This window comes from Amphibacillus jilinensis Y1 (assembly GCF_000306965.1).
Taxonomy (GTDB): domain Bacteria; phylum Bacillota; class Bacilli; order Bacillales; family Amphibacillaceae; genus Amphibacillus_C; species Amphibacillus_C jilinensis.
In genome coordinates, this window is record NZ_JH976437.1 from 165,709 (window position 1) to 185,052 (window position 19,344).

Below are 19,344 nucleotides of genomic sequence, written 5' to 3' on the forward strand. Positions count from 1 at the left end.
CTCCTTATAATGATTTTTTTAAAAAGGGATCGGCATCCTTTTGAAAGATGAGTCCTTCCTTAACCTTTCGTCGAATATCCATTTCAATCGTATGCATACCTTTATCTTTGGATGTTTGTAATGTATTCTGAATTTGATGCATTTTTTCATTGCGAATTAAATTTTTAATTGCAGCATTATTTATCAATATTTCTGTTGCAGCAACTCTTCCGCTATGTTGGGCCGTTGGGAATAATCGTTGTGAAAGAATGGCTTCTAAAACATTCGCCAATAAGATACGAATCTGATCTTTTTGGTTGGTGGGAAACACATCAATAATTCGATCAATCGTCGAAGCCGCATCTTGCGTATGAAGCGTCCCTAGAACTAAATGACCTGTTTCTGCCGCTGTAATAGCAGTAGAAATCGTATCGAGATCTCTCATTTCTCCAACTAAAATCACATCAGGATCTTGTCTCAAACAGGACCGCAACCCTTTTTGAAAAGAAATAGTATCAAAGCCTATTTCTCTTTGATCGATAATCGATTGATTATGCTTATGTAAGTATTCAATCGGATCTTCTAATGTAATAATATGACGATTCATCGAACGGTTCATATAATCAATCATAGCTGCCAGTGATGTGCTTTTCCCGCTTCCCGTAGGTCCGGTAACGAGGACCAACCCATGTGGTTTTTTGACAATGTCTTTTAATATTTGAGGCAAGCCCAACTCATCAATCTGTGGAATCCTAGTGGGAATGATCCGAAAAGCCAAGGAAAGGTTACTCCTTTGATAAAAGATATTAACGCGAAATCGAGACACACCAGGTATACCGTGAGACAAATCTAACTCCCGTTCTTTTTCTAAATGTTTCCACATCTCCTCAGTTAATATAGACTGTGCCATATTTTTTGTATCTTCAGGCGTTAATACACTTTCTTCGGATGGTACTAATCGGCCATCGATTCGAAAAATCGGGACAGAACCTACGGTGATATGGATATCTGAAGCATTTTTTTGATAGGCTGTTGTCAATATATCTGATAACTGGTTCATTTTATCTTACACCCCTAGTCTTCAATTGCTACACGCATCACTTCCTCAATCGTTGTATCTCCTTGTTTCACTTTTAATAAACCATCATCCATTAAAAAGCGCATGCCTTGTTGACGAACATATGCTTTTATTTCCGACATACTTGCCCGATTCATCATTATTTTTTTCATTTTATCATCGATAACTAATAATTCATGAATAGCCATACGTCCTCGATAGCCCGTACCTCGACAACTGTCACAACCTTTACCCTCACTTACGTATTCTATAGCTATATCGCGCTTGGAAAATAATTCACTTTCCATTGGTGTAACGGGTCTTGTCTGTTTACAATCTTTGCAAACTTTTTTAACCAGTCGTTGTGCCATTACACCTGTAAGTGACGATACAACCAAATAAGGTTCAATTCCCATATCAAATAAGCGTGGAATCGTATCAATGGCGCTATTCGTGTGCAGTGTACTAAATACAACATGTCCTGTTAACGAAGAACGAATGGCCATTTCAGCTGTCTCTTTATCTCGAATTTCACCAAGCATAATAATATTAGGATCTTGCCGCAAAATTGAACGTAATCCAGCAGCAAAAGTTAAGCCAATCGTTGGATTGACTTGCACCTGATTAATCCCTTCTAATTGATATTCAACTGGATCCTCAACCGTAATAATATTGACGTCCTCTTGGTTCAGCTCATTAATTGAACCATATAAAGTTGTTGTTTTCCCTGATCCTGTTGGGCCAGTTAATAGAATCAATCCTGAGGGTCGATTAATCAACTCTTGATATTTTTCTAACGTTTGTTTAGTTAAATCAAGCTCAGTAAGTGTTTTGAATATATTTGTTAAATCAAGCATACGTATAACTACTTTTTCACCAAAAACAGTGGGCAACGTTGACACCCGTAGATCGATTGGTTTCGCATCGATAACCATTCGAATCCGACCATCTTGTGGACGACGTGTTTCGGTGATATTTAAGTTCGCTAAAATTTTCACACGAGCAATAAGAGCATTTTGCATCCGTTTAGGCAATGTCCTCTCATTACGAAGCATGCCATCCACGCGATAACGAACAGCCACTTTACCTTCACTTGGATCTAGGTGGACATCACTAGCTCTGAGCGCCATGCCCGCTTGTAATACTTGATCAAGAATGCGAACCGCCGGAGCCTCTTCGCCTTCCACTTCTTCCGCATAGTCTTCTTCCATGTCATAATACTTGTTGATCGCTTGAAGAATATCTTCCTTTGTCGCAATCACAGGTTTAATCTCAAAACCCGTCGCTAATTCCAAATCATCAATCGCATAATAATCAAGTGGGTCATTCATTGCCACAGTTAAGATATTTTCATGCTGTTCAATTGGCAATAATATATTCTCACGTGCAATTTCTTTAGGAATTAATTCCATGAGTTGTTCATTAATAGGAAAACGATACAATGAAACACTTGCAATTTTTAAGTGAATCTCTAATACCTCGATTAATTGCTTTTCAGTGATATAGCCTTGTTCCACTAGAGCATCGCCCAATTTCTGACGCTCTTTCTTATTAGCTAGGACGTCAAGAATCTCTTGCTCAGTTATTAAACCCTCTTCTTTTAACACATCGCCTAATTTTCGTTTATTTCGAATAGCCACTTCAATAGCCTCCTATCCTAGTCGTTTTGTTCAATTGGCGGTTCCTTAGTAATCAAGTCTTCATCAACATCTTGATCGTCATTTGGTCGGCCTGGTATAAAGAAATCTAAATCTCCCATTAGTTCAATACTTCCACCACCATTTCCGCTAATCGTGTCAACGACAAAAAAACCTTTTGTTGGCACATTATTAGGTATTAATGTAGCATAGGGAGCGATTAGAACAACACCATCAGATGTAGAATTAAAGATGATTTGATCTCCTCCTGATATAACAGAGCCACTTATAGTGGATCCATAGGCAAACTCTAAGTTAGCCTGTTTCACAAAGAGAGAACCTTCAATATTTCCGTTAATGATCGGCTTTCGGCTATTTTCATAATAAACTGTAAACGTACTTTCTCCTTCACTCGTAATATTGATATGATTAGCCAAACTTATGCGATCTTTTACAAAGATGCTCACATGTCCGTTACCGTTAATGACTAAATCACCATTCAGTGACAAGTCATCAATGACAATCTCTCTATCTTGTCCAGCTGTGTCTAGATACAAAGATTTACCATTACCAACTTGAACTTTATTAAAAGCATAATTGTTATTTAGCTGTAACGTATATGAATCAATATGATATGTTGTAACCAATAAATCGCCATCCTTAATGACATCATACTGATTCCAAGGTTGACTTTCATCACCATAACGAATGTTTTCATGCTGGGAGTAACTTGGGATATCAGGAAAGGCATTCACATAGTCTTCATATCCCTTAAAATCTGAACGAGGGTCATCCCATATTAATGGTTGTTCACTATAAACGACGTCTCCCTTTAAGGAAGCATCAATATTCATAACATTATTGCTGGATGGATTTAAATTAATATCTTGAGTAATACCCGCATGCTGTGTCGTAATGTTATTACCTTGCTTCCCTCTAAAATAAGCAGTACCATTTAGTTGAGCCCCAGCTCGTATACTAAAAGTATTCGTTTCACTTGCCACAGCATAAAGATTACCTCTCATCATCCCACCATTTGTAAAACTAATCGAATTCTGCTTATTTGCATTTAAATAGGCATTTCCATACATCTCACGAATTTGAAAGTTAATATTGTTTTGAGATTGAGCATATAGATTACCATTTATTGTGGAACCTGCACCTAATTGAATGTTTACATCATGATCATCACTACTTAAGTAAATATCACCATTTAAATTCACACTTCCACTTAAATTAATTCTACTTCTAACAAGCGCTAGCATATCTTCTGGTATTTCAGGGAATTGAGGATTAGACCCACTATCTTTTGGACTCCAATTCACTGTAAATACTTGTTCAATCGATCGATTTCTTGATCCAATTTGACCTTTAGAAATGATCTTGTACTGTCTAGGGTTTTGCTGATTTATTTCTATAATCTCTATTTCTGCCAAAGGTTCTTCTCCAAAATGGCCTTCAAAGTTTTTATAAATAACTGCATCTACTTTTTCGAAAATATGCTCATTCATCTTTTGATAGAACTGCTCTTGAGAAGGATACAGATCATAAGCCTGTTCTACGATTTCCTTTATTTCTGCATAAGCTTGGTTGACACCGGCCTCCGCAATATAGTAAGTAGATTGATACGCACGATCAGTTGTCGTTAATTTAACATTAGCAAATGCTACCGTAGCTAATGCAACACCAAGTATTGACAGCACAACTACAGTCATTAATACAAATAACAAGGTTACCCCTGACTCTTCATTCATTAACTTTTTCAAACTGATCACCTACTTTCTATAATAAATCGTTGTGCTTATTTCAGTTTCACGCCCCTGTTTATTTGCAATACTTTTAATCGTTATAGCTGCACCATTTTCTAATAAGGTTAAATCAAATATTTCTATTGCATCGCTTAATGGGTGATCGTTACGATAAACGATATCTCCATGATGACGATAACGATTCGTTCCAATCTGCCATATCCCCTCAGATTGAGAAACAGACTCAGCCGTTACTTTACGTAAATCAGTGGTTAATTGGCTAACTACAAGCCTTACCTCACCTTGTTTATCTATTTGATCGGTTTGATGATAAAATTGCCGTTGTCCGAATAGATGAGCAGAACCAATTAATACAATCACAATCGACAATATTGCCAAAACACCCAATAATTCAACAAGTGTAATGCCTTGTTCATTTTTAATCACCATTATCTCCTACCTCATCAAAAAATAAATTAGTCTCCATTTGCGCTTGCTGCTGATCGTTATCACCATATACCTTTACAACTAATCTATATAAATTTTCTAAAATGACACCTGCGTTATTTCTTGTAGGTTCTAAATATATTTCTATGCTAAGTCCCTGATGCGATTGAGTCATTCTTTCCGTATTTTCAGATGTTTGATAATGATCAGATTCATGACGCAAATCATCAATGAGTTGTTGATAAGTGAGTAGCGTTGATTGAAAGTATATGGATTCCATTTTTTCTTGAGCTACATAGGAGGCATCAAGCATAGTTTCTGACACTTTAGTTGTACGTGCTGAGTTGATAAAAAAGGTAAGAAACGTAACAACAATCATTGAAAGAATAACAATAGATGCTAACACTTCCACTAAAGTCAATCCATCTTGATGTATGAACATGCGTTTTATCATTTTCTCACCCCTTTTAGCGCTGGTATGCCGCCACCTTATTACGTCCTTCTCGCTTTGCTCCGATATACATGGCTCGATCTGCTAGTCGAATTAATTCATCAAGATGGTCAGTTTGCTCTGGGTAACTGGCTACACCTAGACTAGCAGTCAAATTCAATTTAATCGTTTCTTGGTGACTAAGTATATGATGATGACATATGAAAGCAGTCTGCTCTATTAAAGAGCGGATCTCCTCTGCCAACTTAATTCCTTTGGCTTGCTTGTAATTTGGCAGAAAAATAATAAATTCTTCACCACCGTAGCGGGCCACTTCTGCATTTCCTTGCCGTTTCAAGTAATTTTGAATCAAATCTGCCACTTGGACTAACACTTCATTACCACATTCATGCCCATACTGATCATTAATCACTTTAAAATGATCAAGATCAATCATGATTAATGAGCAACCTTCACTTGGTGAGATCGCTCTGTAGTCTGTTAGAATTTTTTCAAAGTACCTAAGGTTTGGCAAACGCGTTAAATGATCCGTTTGGCTTTTCAATTCAATGCTCTCATAGTATTTTGCATTATCAAGGGCAATGCCTAAATAATGATTAAGCACAGTCAAGACGGAAACAAGGATACTTAAGAAAGCATACCTTTTCTTAGCAATAATGACGATAACAGCAACAGTTTGATAATTTTTTTGGATAGGCATCGCCATCATACTTTCTCCTATATTCACTAAATCATTAGTTGCGAGATGTTCCCATCGCTTCACTTTATCATAAATCGTTGTCTTTCCAATATTTATAGCCTGCTCTACAATAAAATGACCGTTGCGGTCAACAATGTTTTCTTCAAGAACCAACCCATTTTTATCATTCAAAAGTCGCACCCTTTTATACTGATCTCCATGAAACAATTCATAAATGACGACCGAATCAGCTGGAAAAATTTCCGGCACTGTACTTAAATATGTTTTCAGAATATCATCACGTGTATAATAACCTGTTAGTTTTTGTGCAAGCTGATTAACCTGAACTAAATACTGGTTAGTTGTTTTACTTTGATAATACAATTTCAAACTAATTGAGATGGTAACAATGGGAATGCTCATCATCAAGATACCTAACGCATTAAAAGACTGATAAAGATAAACTAAAACAATCCCCGAAGGTACTGTATACCCCATAATAAATAAAGAAAAATAAAAACCTTCTCCTAAAAAAGCTACCTTTCTATTGTAGATAAAACGTTTAATTAAGAATAAAATGATTTGATTGGCTAAAAATGCAATGAACATATAGATCAGTAACTGCAAAATATTGTAGTTTAAAAAAACTAAACGTTCAGGCATATAAGGTGACGAAAGGTAATAAGCCGATGCTGAAATAAGTGACACTGCAAGAAACATTATTAAATTTAGTGGAATACGATACGCATCATGTTTACTTATTTTAAGCCGAATTAACACAAAGATCATTGCTAACTGAGTAACAATGATTTCAATAAATAATCCATAAATCAGAAAAGTTGCCAAACTCACACTATTAATTAAAAAAATCGGTGTTTTATTAATCGTAATAGGAAACAGAGCAACCATAACAGCTAACAGTAAAAAAGCAATAAAACTAAAAAGATCAAAAGAGGTGTCAATACTTGAATGTTGATAAAGCCAGCTAACTATTATCGGCCAGATCAATAACCATGCCAGCCATATTCCCACTTGCTTCTTTTTCTCGATCATTGTCTCCACCCCATTTGAAACCAAGCCAATCCTTTTTTATAAGACTTATAGATATAGTCAATTATAGTAGTTTATACCCTTTAGAGCAAGACTAATTACTTAAAATATTGGCGGACTTTTCCAACAAACGCCAAAGATCCTGTTACAAATGTCATAGATTGGTTTTTGTTCTTATAGATCATTTGATCCAGAAGCTTCTGCCAATTAGAAACGACCTTTTTATTTTTATGATGAGAATACTCATATAAATTCTCTGCAGTTTCAGCGCGGTCATGGTCAAATGTTGTAAATATAATTTGATCAAAGTTATTATCTAACCTTTCAATCATAGCTTGAATAGGTTTATCTTTAAAAGCACTGAATACCAATGTTTTTTGCTGATCAGCATATAGCATCTCTATTGTATCTAAAAAAGCTTCAATGCTCGCAAGATTATGTGCACCGTCAATAATAACAGGCGGCTTCATATGAACCCGTTCGAAACGAGCAGGAATGACAGCTGTCGCTAATGCTTTAGTAATGACAGCATGTGAAAGTGGCTCATTATTAAAATCTAACAACATGAGCGCTTTTATCGCAAGCCCAGCATTATGCAGTTGATGGTTACCCTTCATAAATAACCGAAACGGAATTGTCAGACTTTCCTCTTTATAAATATAGTGGTCATTCTGTTTAATGATTTGGAAATTTTTATCAAACTGAAAAACTTCAGCTCCTTTTTCCCGTGCATTATCTTCGATGGTTTGAAATGCTTCCTCTGAAACATCCCCCACGACCACAGGACGTTGATGCTTAATAATGCCTGCTTTATGACTAGCAATTTCAATCATCGTCTCACCTAAAAATTTAGTATGATCATAATCAATTGATGTGATCACCGCAACAAGCGGATCAATACAATTGGTAGCATCTTCTCGCCCCCCCATTCCTGCTTCAATAATTGAAAATTCTGCTTCGTCAGCAAAGAATTGATAAGCAATAGCAACGATAATTTCAAAATTACTAGCTGGATTGTTTAATTGATCAAGCGTTCGAAGTACATGATACAATCGATTAGCATAATGTAGATAGGATTGATCTGAAATGGCAGTGCCATTAAGTTGAATCATCGCTTGTCGATTGGTTAGACTCGGTGATGTGAACGTTCCGATTTGATAACCAGCTAATTTTAACGTAGTCGCTAAATAAACAGTTGTTGATCCTTTACCATTTGTACCAGCTACATGTATGGCTTTTATTTTTTTCTCTGGATGACCTACCTCTTCAAGTAAGAGGCGCATACGATCTAATCCAGGTTTTATTCCAATTTGCTCACGGTGATCTAAAAATCCCTCAAAACTTTGAACCGATCTAAACATAATAAAAATCTTCCTCTCTATTGTTAACACCCTATAACAGAATCTCCAATCAGGGGTGGGCTTTCCCACTGATTGGTAGCTGAGTGAATCAGGACATTAGCGTCCGTTAACTTCCGTCTATATGGATAATCTCTACGCTCGATTTTGTGACGGACGTTTTACGGACGGTTATCTGTGATAAAACGAAACTTCAATCAGGGGGCGAGCTTTCCCACTGATTGGTAGCTGAGTGAATCAGGACATTAGCGTCCGTTAACTTCCGTCTATATGGATAATTTCTACGCTCGATTTTGTGACGGACGTTTTACGGACGGTTATCTGTGATAAATTGTAACGAAAATAGCGCAGTATGAAAAGCGAATGATGAAAATGATTCATATTGCTAACGTCTTAAAAAAGCTGCCCTAAAGTCTTATTCGACTTGGACAGCTTATCGTTTATTGTTTTAATTCTTCTATCCTTGCTGCAACTTTGTCACGTTTATCAAGATAATCGGTTTGCTTTTGTTTTTCTTCAGCAACAACATGTTCAGGGGCTTTGTTGACAAAGCCAGCGTTACTTAATTTCTTCTGAACGCGTTCAACTTCCTTGTTTAGCTTTAATAGTTCCGCTTCTAACCTAGCTATCTCTTTATCCACATCAATTAATCCAGCTAATGGCAAGTATAGCTCAGCTCCCGTAACAACAGCAGACATTGATTTCTCCGGAGCGGTTAAATCTGTCGCGATGGTCAACTCACTGGTGTGACAGAATCGCTCAATATAGTGACGATTAGCAAGCAATTGTTCAGCAACTTTTCTATCACTTGCATTAACGGTGAGTACGATTGGCTTGGACATCGGTGTATCTACTTCTGCACGTATATTACGAACTGCACGAATAATCGCAACTAAACGATTCATTTCTGTCGCTGCTTGCTCATTTGAATAAGCCATATTTATCGCTGGCCAATCCGCTTGTGTGATCGATTCCCCTTGATGAGGTAAGTGTTGCCAAATTTCCTCTGTTACGAAGGGCATAAATGGGTGTAGCATGCGCAGAATACTGTCTAATACATGGACAAGAATCGATTGTGTTGCTTGTTTAGCTTTTTCATCTTCCCCATACAATGGTATCTTCGCCATTTCAATGTACCAATCACAGAAATCATCCCAAATAAAGTTATAGAGATGGCGCCCTGCCTCACCAAAATCATAACGATTTGTGTGGCGATTAACTTGCTCTATTGTTTCATTTAAACGGGTCAATATCCAATGATCAGCTACATTCTTTTCGACTGACAGACTTATATCCTTAAATTCCATTCCTTCAATGTTCATTAAGACAAATCGTGAAGCATTCCATATTTTATTAATAAAGTTCCACGTTGATTCGACTTTTTCCCATTGGAATCGTAAGTCTTGACCAGGTGTTGAACCCGTTGCAAGAAAGTATCGTAATGCATCAGCTCCATACTTATCAATAACGTCCATTGGATCGACACCGTTTCCGAGTGACTTACTCATTTTACGCCCTTCAGCATCTCGCACAAGACCATGAATTAATACATCATCAAATGGACGTTGCTTTGTAAAATGCTTAGATTGGAAGATCATTCTTGCAACCCAGAAGAAGATAATATCATAGCCTGTCACTAAAGCGTTAGTTGGAAAATAGCGCTCAAAATCTTGATCATCTAAATCAGGCCAATTCAATGTTGAAAACGGCCATAAAGCCGATGAAAACCAAGTATCTAAAACATCCGTATCTTGTTGCCAGTTTTCAAGATCTGCAGGTGCTTCTTTCCCTACATAAATCTCACCCGTATCTTTATGGTACCAAGCAGGAATACGATGCCCCCACCATAACTGACGAGAAATACACCAATCGCGAATGTTATCCATCCATCGCAAATAATTACCTTCAAATCGCTCAGGAACAAAATTAACCTTTTCTTTTTTATCTTTTTGTAACTTCACAGCCTCATCAGCAAGAGGTTGCATATTCACAAACCATTGTGTTGACAAGTATGGCTCAACAACAGCCCCGCTTCTTTCCGAATGCCCTACAGAATGCACATGTTCTTCAATCTTGAATAGAATGCCTTCATCTTGAAGATCTTTGACAAGCTGCTTTCGGCAGGCAAAGCGATCCATTCCTTCGTATTTACCAGCCTTTTCATTCATTGTTCCATCTTCATTCATTACAAGTACGCGTTCTAGGTTATGACGATTACCTATTTCAAAATCATTAGGGTCATGAGCAGGCGTAATTTTAACTGCCCCTGAACCAAATGATTGATCAACATAATCATCAGCAACAATTTCAATTTCACGCCCAACAATTGGCAGAATTACTGTTTTGCCAATCATATGCTGATACCGCTCATCTTTCGGATGAACAGCAACAGCTGTATCCCCTAACATCGTTTCAGGGCGTGTCGTTGCAATCTCAATATCACCTGAACCATCTTTAAGAGGATATTTCATGTGATAAAAATGACCCGTCACTTCTTCGTGAATAACTTCAATATCTGATAAGGCCGTTTTCGTAGCTGGATCCCAATTAATAATATATTCCCCACGATAAATCAAGCCTTCTTGATAAAGCTTAACGAATACTTCTTTAACTGCTTCAGATAACCCTTCATCTAGAGTAAAACGCTCTCGTGAATAATCTAGACCTAGTCCTAGCTTTTCCCATTGCGCTCTAATGAAAGTAGCATAATCGTCTTTCCATTCCCACGCTTTTTCGAGAAATTTTTCACGCCCAAGATCATAACGACTGATCCCTTCCTCACGCAACTTAGCTTCTACCTTTGCCTGTGTAGCAATACCTGCATGATCCATCCCCGGTAAGTAGAGGGCATCAAACCCCTGCATTCTTTTCATACGAGTAATAATATCTTGTAGTGTGGTATCCCATGCATGTCCAATGTGTAATTTACCGGTTACGTTTGGTGGTGGAATTACAACTGTAAATGGTTTTTTGTTTGGATCATTTGTTGCTTCGAAAAATTTTCGATCAACCCAATATTGATAACGGCCTTTCTCAACGGCCTGCGCATCATATTTTGGTGGTAAATTATGTGTTTGTTCTGACACTTGTGTAACCTCCTTATTTTTTATCATTTATTTAAAAATGAACTTACTTATCATCTCTTCCTAGGCCAAATACTGTCTTGGATTCACACAAAAAACCCTAATCATCCTAAAAAGGACGAAAGGGTTTAACATTCCGTGGTACCACCTTTGTTTATAGCAAAAACAAGCTATACACTTCATTTCAATAACGGTCTATAACCGGTTTAACCTAATAATCATCTACACGTTCGGTTAAACGACTCCAAGGCTACCTTCTGCAGTTAGGGACTAGAAACCTTTCAGCCGTTGGTTTCCTCTCTATAAGTTTGACCAGCATACTCTTCCTCTTCATCATCTTTATTATATAGTTCTTTTCTATACCAGTTATTTTATCCAAAATAGCACATAAAAGTCAATAAAGATTTTAATAATCATGCCAACAAGTAAAGATTTCAACTTCTTAAAACTTATGCATATACTGTGATAAGAGCTAGTATTAATTATGTGTAAACATATATGCATATTTTATTACATTCAGTACGTTACCCATTATTTTTTGTTTATAGCAGAAGGTTGTACTTTGTAACGAAAGGGTGGAATTATGTCTCGATATTATCGCTATCGCTTGCCACCATGGTGTCGAGAATGGCTTTTAGTGATTGAACGGTGTTTACTTCCAATCTGTATCGTCCAACTGATCAGAACCTTATTTTTTCCAACGACACTTGATGTCTTTTTATTGGGCTTATTTATTGGTGTCTATGTTTCCTTTTACTTAAAATGGATATAAAATGAACCTTCAATCAGTGGAGGCTTCTTCCCCACTGATTGAAGGTTCAGTGAATCAGGACATTGGTCGGTCGTTATCACCCACCTAACAAGATTTGCTCTGCTTTCTATTTTAAGGTGATGCTTCTCATACGGTTATCTGTTACAAAAAAGTGATGAACACTACTATTGGAAGGTGTCATCACTTTTTCATTTTATTTTGGTACATATATAATTTGACCATGATAAACATCTGATGATTCTAGCCGATTAGCTTCTTGCAGTTTCATTGTATTGACTCCATATTGTTCTGCTATACCCTCTAAAGAGTCTTGTTCCTGAACAATATACATTGTCATTTTTGTATACTGTTCTTCCTCTGAATTACTTTGATCAAACAAATCTAACAAGGAGGTTGGCCGCTGTTGTTCATCTGTATGACTTTCTTCTGTAACAACAGGATCTGCTTCTTCTATTAATGATTCACTGCGAATCTCTTCTTCATGTGTTTCTTGCGTTTTAATAGGGGCTAACTCTGGGTCAGCCGTCGGCTCATCTGGGGGCTGAAGCTCATTTATTGGTTCTTCTAAATCCTCCCGGTGTAATGGAACCACTTTATCTTCTTCTTTTTCTTCTATCTCTTCTTCCTCGTTTTTACCTTGCTCAGCCTCCTTTTCCTCTGCTTTAATTTTTAAATCAAATGTGATTCTATCTTCATCTTCTTCTTTTGATTCTTCCAGGTCCCCATCACTATCTCCTGGTTCTTCCATTTCTTTAATTTCTTCCACCCGATCGTGTTCTAGGCCTTGAATAACAAGAGATGCCTCTAATTCCAATTTGCAAGATTCCGGTAAATGATAATCAAAGCTATCAACGCTTACCGATAATTCATCCATCCGTTTTACTCGTTCATGTGGAATGGAGATATCTACAGGAAAATGATGTGAAAACTCACAGATCCCATCCTCATCTCGAACAACCTTTTTAAAATATCGCCCTGTCACTTCTGGTTCATCTATGTCAGATTGTTCCTCAATTTCAACAGGTAAATATTCACCTGTTAAAGCAATAATTCCTCGTACTGAAACATAATCAGGAAAGGTTTGAATAGAAATTTCAGGGTCAAGACCTATACCTAACATTTCAGAAACCCCTTCTGCCTTTTGAAATAATAATGTTTCAGTTAAATCAAACTGAAATGACTTTGACTCTTGCTCAGCCATCAACATTCCTCCTTTCAACTCAACACATCCTCATTAACAGATATATGATAGTATCAAAAGAATATGTCAAGTTGTAAGCAGACTTCAATCAGACCCTAACTTAGAATAATATGTGAATACGAACAAAAGCCCAGAATATTGTCTAGGATCTATCCACTACGTGTTTACATAACAGCCTAGCGTACCATCACTAAGATGAGTCTCTACTTTATACAGATTATAACCATTCCTTAAGTTATTTCTAGGACCAAAAGGAAACAGACGTCTATTACATCTGCTTTCTTTAGATCCCAATGTAAAAATCAATAGCTAACTAGAATTTAGTTCGATTACAAGCAGATAGAATGACCACTTGATCAACACCGTTTAAAGTCGTATACATTCAAATAGCGTATGTTATTGATTTTACTCAATTATGCATTTTTCTTTGGTGGCAATTTGAACATGGCGATAATTGGTTCCTAACATGACAACATCCATCTTGCCACCCCCATATTGAGAATAGGCAAACCTCTACCTTTCTGATAAAATAGACGGTAGTTTATCACAAATAAGCATCCGTAAAACACGCATCTCAAATAGAGAACAGTAGGAAATCTATTGAAATGGGTGATAGTGGACGCTAATGTCTTGATTTACTCATTAAACAACTAGTTACGAAGAGCAAAAACGTTCACTGATTGAAGGTTCGTTTTATAATAGACAAGCACTTTAGTAACTTATTATCGTTTTTAAAGCCAATCAATGACAGGACAGTATTGGCAGAGGAGGTTTTCATGCGTCAACAAAATCAATTAAGTGCATTCATATTGATTGGAGTCGGTCTTTACTTTTTGCTTCAACAATGGGACTTACCGTTTTTAGCTAATTTTTCAACGTGGCCTAGCTTGTTTATGATTTTAGGATTGAGTTTACTTATTCACGGCTATCTAACTCGAGATCATGATAAAATCTTTCCGGGAACGATTCTTTTAGGACTCGGCATTCACTTTCATGCTGTCTCCGTCTACCCTGAATGGGTTGAACACTGGAGTGTTTATGCAGTTATTATCGGGCTAGCTTTTCTGCTTCGCTATCAAAAAACGAAGGCCGGCTTATACCCCGGATTAATTCTACTTTCTCTTGGTCTTTTTATCCTTTTGTCAATGACGAATTCACAATTTTCCCAATCCGTCCATCAACTTATTGGTTGGTTAGAAGATTATTGGCCAGTTGGCTTAATCGTTTTCGGCATCTATTTACTATTTAAAAAAAGATAGCAAAAATGCTATCTTTTTTTAAATCTTTACAGCACAGCAGATTTGAGTGCCTTATTTGCATAGCTGTCCTTTATTCTAGATAAACGTTGTGACATTCATTCAATTACGCTTTCCCCCATTGGCATGCGGTAAAAATGAGGTAATAACACGCCAGGCTTCTTCTTTCCCTTGGGCTGTTTCAGCTGAAAATGGAATAATCTGATCTCCACTTTCTAAAGCTAATGTCTCTTTGACACGCTTAACATGTTTGGCTACTTGTCCCTTTTTAATTTTATCCACTTTTGTAGCAATAACTAGAACCGGGATTTGATGGTGTTTTAAAAAATCATACATCGCCACGTCATCATTTGTCGGTTGATGCCGAATATCGATGACAAGTACAGTCGCTTGCAGATTTTCACGTTCAGTAAAATACGTTTCCATCATTTTACCCCAAGCTTCTCGTTCCGTCTTCGAGACCTTCGCATAACCATAACCCGGAACATCTACAAAGTGAAAGAATTCATTGATTAAGTAAAAATTTAAGGTTTGTGTCTTTCCTGGTTTCGAGGATGTACGCGCTAAAGCCTTCCGATTAATAAGCTTATTAATAAACGACGATTTCCCGACATTGGACCGACCTGCTAATGCAATTTCAGGTAATCCCTCTGGCGGATATTGCTTCGGTGTTACAGCACTAATAGTAATATCTGATTTTGTTACTTTCATGTTATTCCCCCACTAACGCATGTTCAAGTACTTGATCTAAATGGTCAACGGCAATAAAGGTTAGTGATTGTTTAACACTGTCAGGGATATCATCTAAGTCTTTTTCATTTTCCTTCGGTATGATAATGGTTGTTAGTCCAGCACGATGAGCACTTAATGTTTTTTCTTTTAATCCACCGATAGGTAAAACACGACCTCGAAGGGTAATCTCTCCTGTCATGCCTACTTCTTTTCGCACAGGATGATTGGTTAAACTTGATATAAGTGCGGTCGCCATCGTAATGCCTGCTGATGGTCCATCTTTTGGTGTCGCGCCTTCTGGAACATGAATATGAATATCTTGTTTTTGATGAAAATCCGGATCAATCTTCAATTGTTCTGCTCTTGATCGGATGTAACTCAATGCTGCATGTGCAGATTCTTTCATGACATCGCCAAGTTTACCTGTTAAAGCTAATTTGCCCTTACCAGGTACAATACTAACTTCAATCGCTAACGTATCACCACCAGCAGCAGTATACGCTAAACCTGTTGCCGTTCCAATTTGATCTTCTTCTTCCATCATACCATAACGATAGAGAGGTTTGCCTAATAATTTTTCCAATTGGTTTTCGGTAATCACAATCCGCTTCTTTTGTTCCGATACAAACAGCTTTGCTGCCTTTCGACATAATGCGGCTAATTGTCTTTCAAGTTGTCGCACACCCGCTTCACGAGTATAGCGGCGGATTAACTTTATTAAACCTTCATCACGCACTTGTAGGTTACCTTTTTTCAATCCATGTGCGGCCAATTGTTTAGGTAGTAAATAATTACGGGCAATATGTTGTTTTTCTAATTCAGTGTATCCAGGAATAGAGATAATTTCCATACGATCAAGCAGCGGTCGAGGAATCGTTTGTAAATGATTAGCTGTTGCAATAAACATGACTTTACTAAGATCATACGTCTCTTCAATAAAATGATCACTAAATTGACTGTTCTGCTCTGGATCTAACACCTCAAGCATAGCTGCTGATGGATCACCTCTAAAATCATTTGCCATTTTATCAATTTCATCTAATAACATCACCGGATTAATTGTTTCTGCTTTCTTCATACCTTGAATAATACGCCCAGGCATTGCCCCAACATACGTACGACGATGCCCTCTTATTTCGGCTTCATCTCTAACACCACCAAGCGACAAGCGAACAAAACGACGATTTATTGCCCGGGCAATAGACTTTGCTAATGAAGTCTTTCCTACTCCTGGTGGCCCTACTAAACAAAGGATTGGACCGCGTAAAGATTTAGTTAATTGTTGAACAGCTAAATATTCTAAAATACGCTCTTTCACTTTATCCAAACCATAATGATCTTGATTTAAAATCGTTTCAGCGTGATCAACATCGAGATGATCCTCTGTTTCATTTGACCACGGAAGGCTAACAAGCCATTCCAGGTAATTTCTGATGACGGAACTTTCTGCTGATGTTTGTGGCACTTTCTCAAAGCGCTTTAGCTCTTTTTCAGCTAGTTTCAAAATTCGTTCCGGCATGTTACTTTGTTCTATTTTATCTTGTAGGTCTGCAACCTCTCCAGACTTACCGTCTTTATCACCAAGCTCTTTTTGAATTGCCTTCATTTGTTCGCGCAAATAATATTCTTTTTGCGTCTGTTCAATTGATCGCTTCACACGTTGTCCAATTTTTTGCTCCAAACGTAAAACTTCTTGCTCATTAGAAATTAACTCCATTAATTGTTGTGCGCGTTCATCGACGTCAATCATTTCTAATAACACTTGTTTAATTGATAATTTAATGGGCAAATGAGAACTAATCAAATCTGTTAATTGTGACAAGTCTGCAATGTCAATAACACTTTCATAAGTTTCCTTTGATAATTTACTTGATAATTCAACATATTTTTTAAATTGGTCCAAAAGGGTCCGCATCAACGCTGATTGTCTCGGTTCTTCGACCAAGCCTTGCTCAACCAATGGAACAACTTCAACTGAGAAATAAGGGTCAATCTGCTGAAAAGAAACAGCCTCCGCCCGCTTGATCCCTTCAACCAACACTCTAAATGTACCGTTGGGCAACTTTAACATTTGTTTAACGTAAGCAATTGTACCATTAAGATAGAGATCTTCTTTTGCAGGTTCTTTTACCGCACTTTCTTTTTGAGCAACGAGTAAAATCTTTCGATCATGCATCATCGCCATTTCTAGTGCTTCAACCGAATGCTTACGCCCAATATCTAAATGCATGACAACTGATGGATAAACGACCATACCGCGAAGCGGGAGTAATGGTAATACCATCTGGTTTTCTTCACTCATAGAACGTCCCTCCCTGATCTTTATTTTTATCATACCCATGTTTATCTCGAAATCACATATAAGTTTTTTAAAAATTTCTGCCTAAATAATCCTAAGCCTATGTAATGATAAATGGAATAGAAAATCCCTTGCTTTACACAAGGGATTTAATAGTTAACAGTTAAGCGCTCTCCTTTGGTTCTTCATCAATCATCGAACCATCTTCAAGCAACAATTTCGGTCGCCCATTCTCAATTTCCACTGTATCCTTTGTAATGATACATTTCTTAATATCATCACGTGAAGGTAGTTCAAACATGACGTCTAACATAATCGTTTCAAGAATAGAACGCAAACCACGTGCACCCGTATTTCGTTCCATTGCTTTTTTAGCAATTGCTTCAAGGGCTTCTTCTTCAAATTCCAGATCTACATTGTCGATCTGGAAAAGTCGCCTATACTGTTTAACGAGGGCATTTTTTGGCTTTGTTAGTATCTCAATCAATGCCTCTCTATCTAACGGTTCTAGACTCCCAATAATAGGTAGCCTTCCGATGAATTCAGGAATTAAACCAAACTTTAATAAATCTTCAGGTAAAACTTTTTGAAGCAATTGAGCTTTGTCTAGCTCATCAGAATCTGTTTCAGCTCCAAATCCAATTATTTTTTTACCTAGGCGACTTTTAATAATTTGATCAATCCCATCAAATGCGCCACCTACAATAAATAAAATATTGGTTGTATCAATTTGAATAAACTCTTGATGCGGATGCTTCCTTCCACCTTGTGGTGGCACACTTGCTGTCGTTCCTTCTAAGATCTTAAGCAATGCTTGTTGAACACCTTCACCAGAAACATCTCTTGTTATTGATGGATTCTCTGATTTGCGGGCAACTTTATCAATTTCATCAATGTAAATAATACCTTTTTCAGCTTTTTCCACATCGTAATCTGCTGCTTGGATTAGCTTAAGTAAAATATTCTCAACATCTTCACCAACATAGCCTGCCTCTGTCAGAGAAGTAGCATCAGCTATTGCAAAAGGTACATTTAATATTCTTGCCAATGTTTGAGCAAGTAACGTTTTACCACTACCAGTTGGACCAATCATTGCAATATTACTCTTTGCAAGTTCTACATCGTCGGTTCCACGCGTCGCATTAATTCGCTTGTAATGGTTATAAACAGCCACCGAAAGATTCTTCTTTGCTTTGTTCTGTCCAATCACATAATCATCTAAAATCGAACGAATTTCTTGAGGTTTCGGAACATCTTTAAATTCTACTTCTTCATCTGTTCCGAGCTCTTCCTCGACAATTTCAGAGCAAAGCTCAATACATTCATCACATATATATACACCTGGACCAGCTACTAATTTTCTTACCTGATCTTGTGTTTTTCCGCAAAAAGAACATTTAAGCTGGCCTTTTTCTTCATTGAATTTATACATATTACGCTCACCCCTCTATAATTAAAAAACGATACGTGTTGTCTTTAATCGCGTATAATACGCTATATTTGATTGATATGCAAAGGTTAATCAGCTTAGGTGCCTATATCCCTATTACTTCTTCATCATATCAAATTACAGTAGATATTAAAAATAATACCTC

The 19,344-nt window shown here is 37.2% G+C and carries 14 protein-coding genes and 1 other annotated feature; of the genes, 2 read left to right on the forward strand and 12 right to left on the reverse strand.

Annotation, left to right across the window (positions count from 1 at the left end):
* Positions 1-4 precede the first annotated feature (4 nt).
* From B494_RS0112520 to B494_RS0112555, 8 genes are all read right to left on the reverse strand, one after another.
* Positions 5-1,039: a type IV pilus twitching motility protein PilT gene (locus B494_RS0112520; protein WP_017472733.1), complete on the reverse strand. Its 1,035-nt coding sequence runs from the start codon at positions 1,037-1,039 to the stop codon at positions 5-7.
* Positions 1,040-1,053: 14 nt separating this feature from the next.
* The gene (locus B494_RS0112525; RefSeq protein WP_017472734.1) at positions 1,054-2,676 is read right to left on the reverse strand and encodes a GspE/PulE family protein; all 1,623 of its coding nucleotides are present in this window, start codon (positions 2,674-2,676) and stop codon (positions 1,054-1,056) included.
* A 17-nt stretch (positions 2,677-2,693) separates the two neighbouring features.
* Complete coding sequence (locus tag B494_RS0112530) at positions 2,694-4,439, reverse strand: pilus assembly PilX N-terminal domain-containing protein (RefSeq protein ID WP_017472735.1); 1,746 nt, start codon at positions 4,437-4,439, stop codon at positions 2,694-2,696.
* A 9-nt stretch (positions 4,440-4,448) separates the two neighbouring features.
* Positions 4,449-4,871, reverse strand: coding sequence for a PilW family protein (locus B494_RS0112535; RefSeq protein WP_017472736.1), 423 nt, complete (start codon positions 4,869-4,871; stop codon positions 4,449-4,451).
* The gene (locus tag B494_RS0112540; protein WP_017472737.1) at positions 4,861-5,322 is read right to left on the reverse strand and encodes a type IV pilus modification PilV family protein; all 462 of its coding nucleotides are present in this window, start codon (positions 5,320-5,322) and stop codon (positions 4,861-4,863) included. The genes B494_RS0112535 and B494_RS0112540 overlap by 11 nt, the downstream gene beginning before the upstream one ends.
* Positions 5,323-5,335: 13 nt before the next feature.
* A complete protein-coding gene (locus B494_RS0112545) occupies positions 5,336-7,051 on the reverse strand; it encodes a sensor domain-containing diguanylate cyclase (RefSeq protein WP_017472738.1) in 1,716 nt (571 codons plus the stop codon).
* A gap of 95 nt (positions 7,052-7,146) precedes the next feature.
* Entirely contained in the window at positions 7,147-8,409 is a 1,263-nt protein-coding gene (locus B494_RS0112550) for a bifunctional folylpolyglutamate synthase/dihydrofolate synthase (protein WP_017472739.1), read from the reverse strand.
* 437 nt (positions 8,410-8,846) lie between these two features.
* Complete coding sequence (locus B494_RS0112555; RefSeq protein ID WP_017472740.1) at positions 8,847-11,492, reverse strand: valine--tRNA ligase; 2,646 nt, start codon at positions 11,490-11,492, stop codon at positions 8,847-8,849.
* A gap of 108 nt (positions 11,493-11,600) precedes the next feature.
* Positions 11,601-11,832: a binding site (T-box leader), on the reverse strand.
* A gap of 240 nt (positions 11,833-12,072) precedes the next feature.
* Here B494_RS0112555 and B494_RS20585 point away from each other — a divergent pair.
* Positions 12,073-12,261, forward strand: a complete 189-nt coding sequence (locus tag B494_RS20585) for a hypothetical protein (protein WP_083855775.1) — start codon at positions 12,073-12,075, stop codon at positions 12,259-12,261.
* A 193-nt stretch (positions 12,262-12,454) separates the two neighbouring features.
* Here B494_RS20585 and spoVID read toward each other — a convergent pair whose 3' ends face one another.
* Positions 12,455-13,462: a stage VI sporulation protein D gene (gene spoVID, locus B494_RS0112560; RefSeq protein ID WP_017472741.1), complete on the reverse strand. Its 1,008-nt coding sequence runs from the start codon at positions 13,460-13,462 to the stop codon at positions 12,455-12,457.
* A gap of 776 nt (positions 13,463-14,238) precedes the next feature.
* Here spoVID and B494_RS0112565 point away from each other — a divergent pair.
* Positions 14,239-14,721, forward strand: a complete 483-nt coding sequence (locus tag B494_RS0112565) for a LiaI-LiaF-like domain-containing protein (protein WP_017472742.1) — start codon at positions 14,239-14,241, stop codon at positions 14,719-14,721.
* A gap of 99 nt (positions 14,722-14,820) precedes the next feature.
* Here the strand turns inward: B494_RS0112565 and yihA are convergent, their stop codons facing one another.
* The 3 genes from yihA to clpX form a co-directional block, all read right to left on the reverse strand.
* Positions 14,821-15,429: a ribosome biogenesis GTP-binding protein YihA/YsxC gene (gene yihA / locus B494_RS0112570; RefSeq protein WP_017472743.1), complete on the reverse strand. Its 609-nt coding sequence runs from the start codon at positions 15,427-15,429 to the stop codon at positions 14,821-14,823.
* A gap of 1 nt (position 15,430) precedes the next feature.
* Positions 15,431-17,752 (reverse strand): endopeptidase La, encoded by a 2,322-nt coding sequence (lon, locus tag B494_RS0112575; protein ID WP_017472744.1) that lies wholly within the window; start codon positions 17,750-17,752, stop codon positions 15,431-15,433.
* Between the two features lie 160 nt (positions 17,753-17,912).
* Complete coding sequence (gene clpX, locus B494_RS0112580) at positions 17,913-19,181, reverse strand: ATP-dependent protease ATP-binding subunit ClpX (protein WP_017472745.1); 1,269 nt, start codon at positions 19,179-19,181, stop codon at positions 17,913-17,915.
* Positions 19,182-19,344 lie beyond the last annotated feature (163 nt).

Coding starts and splice junctions, on each gene's coding strand:
- B494_RS0112565 (WP_017472742.1), top strand. CDS start 14,239: ATGCGTCAACAAAATCAATTAAGTGCATTCATATTGATTGGAGTCGGT.
- spoVID (WP_017472741.1), bottom strand. CDS start 13,462: ATGGCTGAGCAAGAGTCAAAGTCATTTCAGTTTGATTTAACTGAAACA.
- yihA (WP_017472743.1), bottom strand. CDS start 15,429: ATGAAAGTAACAAAATCAGATATTACTATTAGTGCTGTAACACCGAAG.
- B494_RS0112545 (WP_017472738.1), bottom strand. CDS start 7,051: ATGATCGAGAAAAAGAAGCAAGTGGGAATATGGCTGGCATGGTTATTG.
- B494_RS20585 (WP_083855775.1), top strand. CDS start 12,073: ATGTCTCGATATTATCGCTATCGCTTGCCACCATGGTGTCGAGAATGG.
- B494_RS0112540 (WP_017472737.1), bottom strand. CDS start 5,322: ATGATAAAACGCATGTTCATACATCAAGATGGATTGACTTTAGTGGAA.
- clpX (WP_017472745.1), bottom strand. CDS start 19,181: ATGTATAAATTCAATGAAGAAAAAGGCCAGCTTAAATGTTCTTTTTGC.
- B494_RS0112535 (WP_017472736.1), bottom strand. CDS start 4,871: ATGGTGATTAAAAATGAACAAGGCATTACACTTGTTGAATTATTGGGT.
- B494_RS0112550 (WP_017472739.1), bottom strand. CDS start 8,409: ATGTTTAGATCGGTTCAAAGTTTTGAGGGATTTTTAGATCACCGTGAG.
- B494_RS0112520 (WP_017472733.1), bottom strand. CDS start 1,039: ATGAACCAGTTATCAGATATATTGACAACAGCCTATCAAAAAAATGCT.
- lon (WP_017472744.1), bottom strand. CDS start 17,752: ATGAGTGAAGAAAACCAGATGGTATTACCATTACTCCCGCTTCGCGGT.